At 54.2% G+C, this 306-nt stretch carries 1 rRNA gene; it reads right to left on the bottom strand.

The features are described 5' to 3' along the window. Nucleotides 1-265 (bottom strand): 16S ribosomal RNA (locus tag VF684_RS20985); the annotation flags it as partial. Nucleotides 266-306: the final 41 nt, after the last annotated feature.

Here is a 306-nt window from a genome sequence, read left to right as displayed (position 1 = left end):
TTACCTCACCAACTAGCTAATCCCACCTGGGTTCATCCAATCGCGCAAGGCCCGAAGGTCCCCTGCTTTCCCCCGTAGGGCGTATGCGGTATTAGCTACCGTTTCCAGTAGTTATCCCCCTCGACTGGGCAGATCCCCAGGCATTACTCACCCGTCCGCCGCTCGCCGGCAAAAGTAGCAAGCTACTTTCCCGCTGCCGCTCGACTTGCATGTGTTAGGCCTGCCGCCAGCGTTCAATCTGAGCCATGATCAAACTCTTCAATTTAAGTTTGGTTGCTTCGAAAAGCGGCTCAATGAATTGCTGAA

Source organism: Aeromonas sp. Lyrl_2 (assembly GCF_051948815.1).
GTDB classification, from domain to species: Bacteria; Pseudomonadota; Gammaproteobacteria; order Enterobacterales; family Aeromonadaceae; genus Aeromonas; species Aeromonas veronii.
This window is presented reverse-complemented; position numbering and strand designations above follow the sequence as displayed.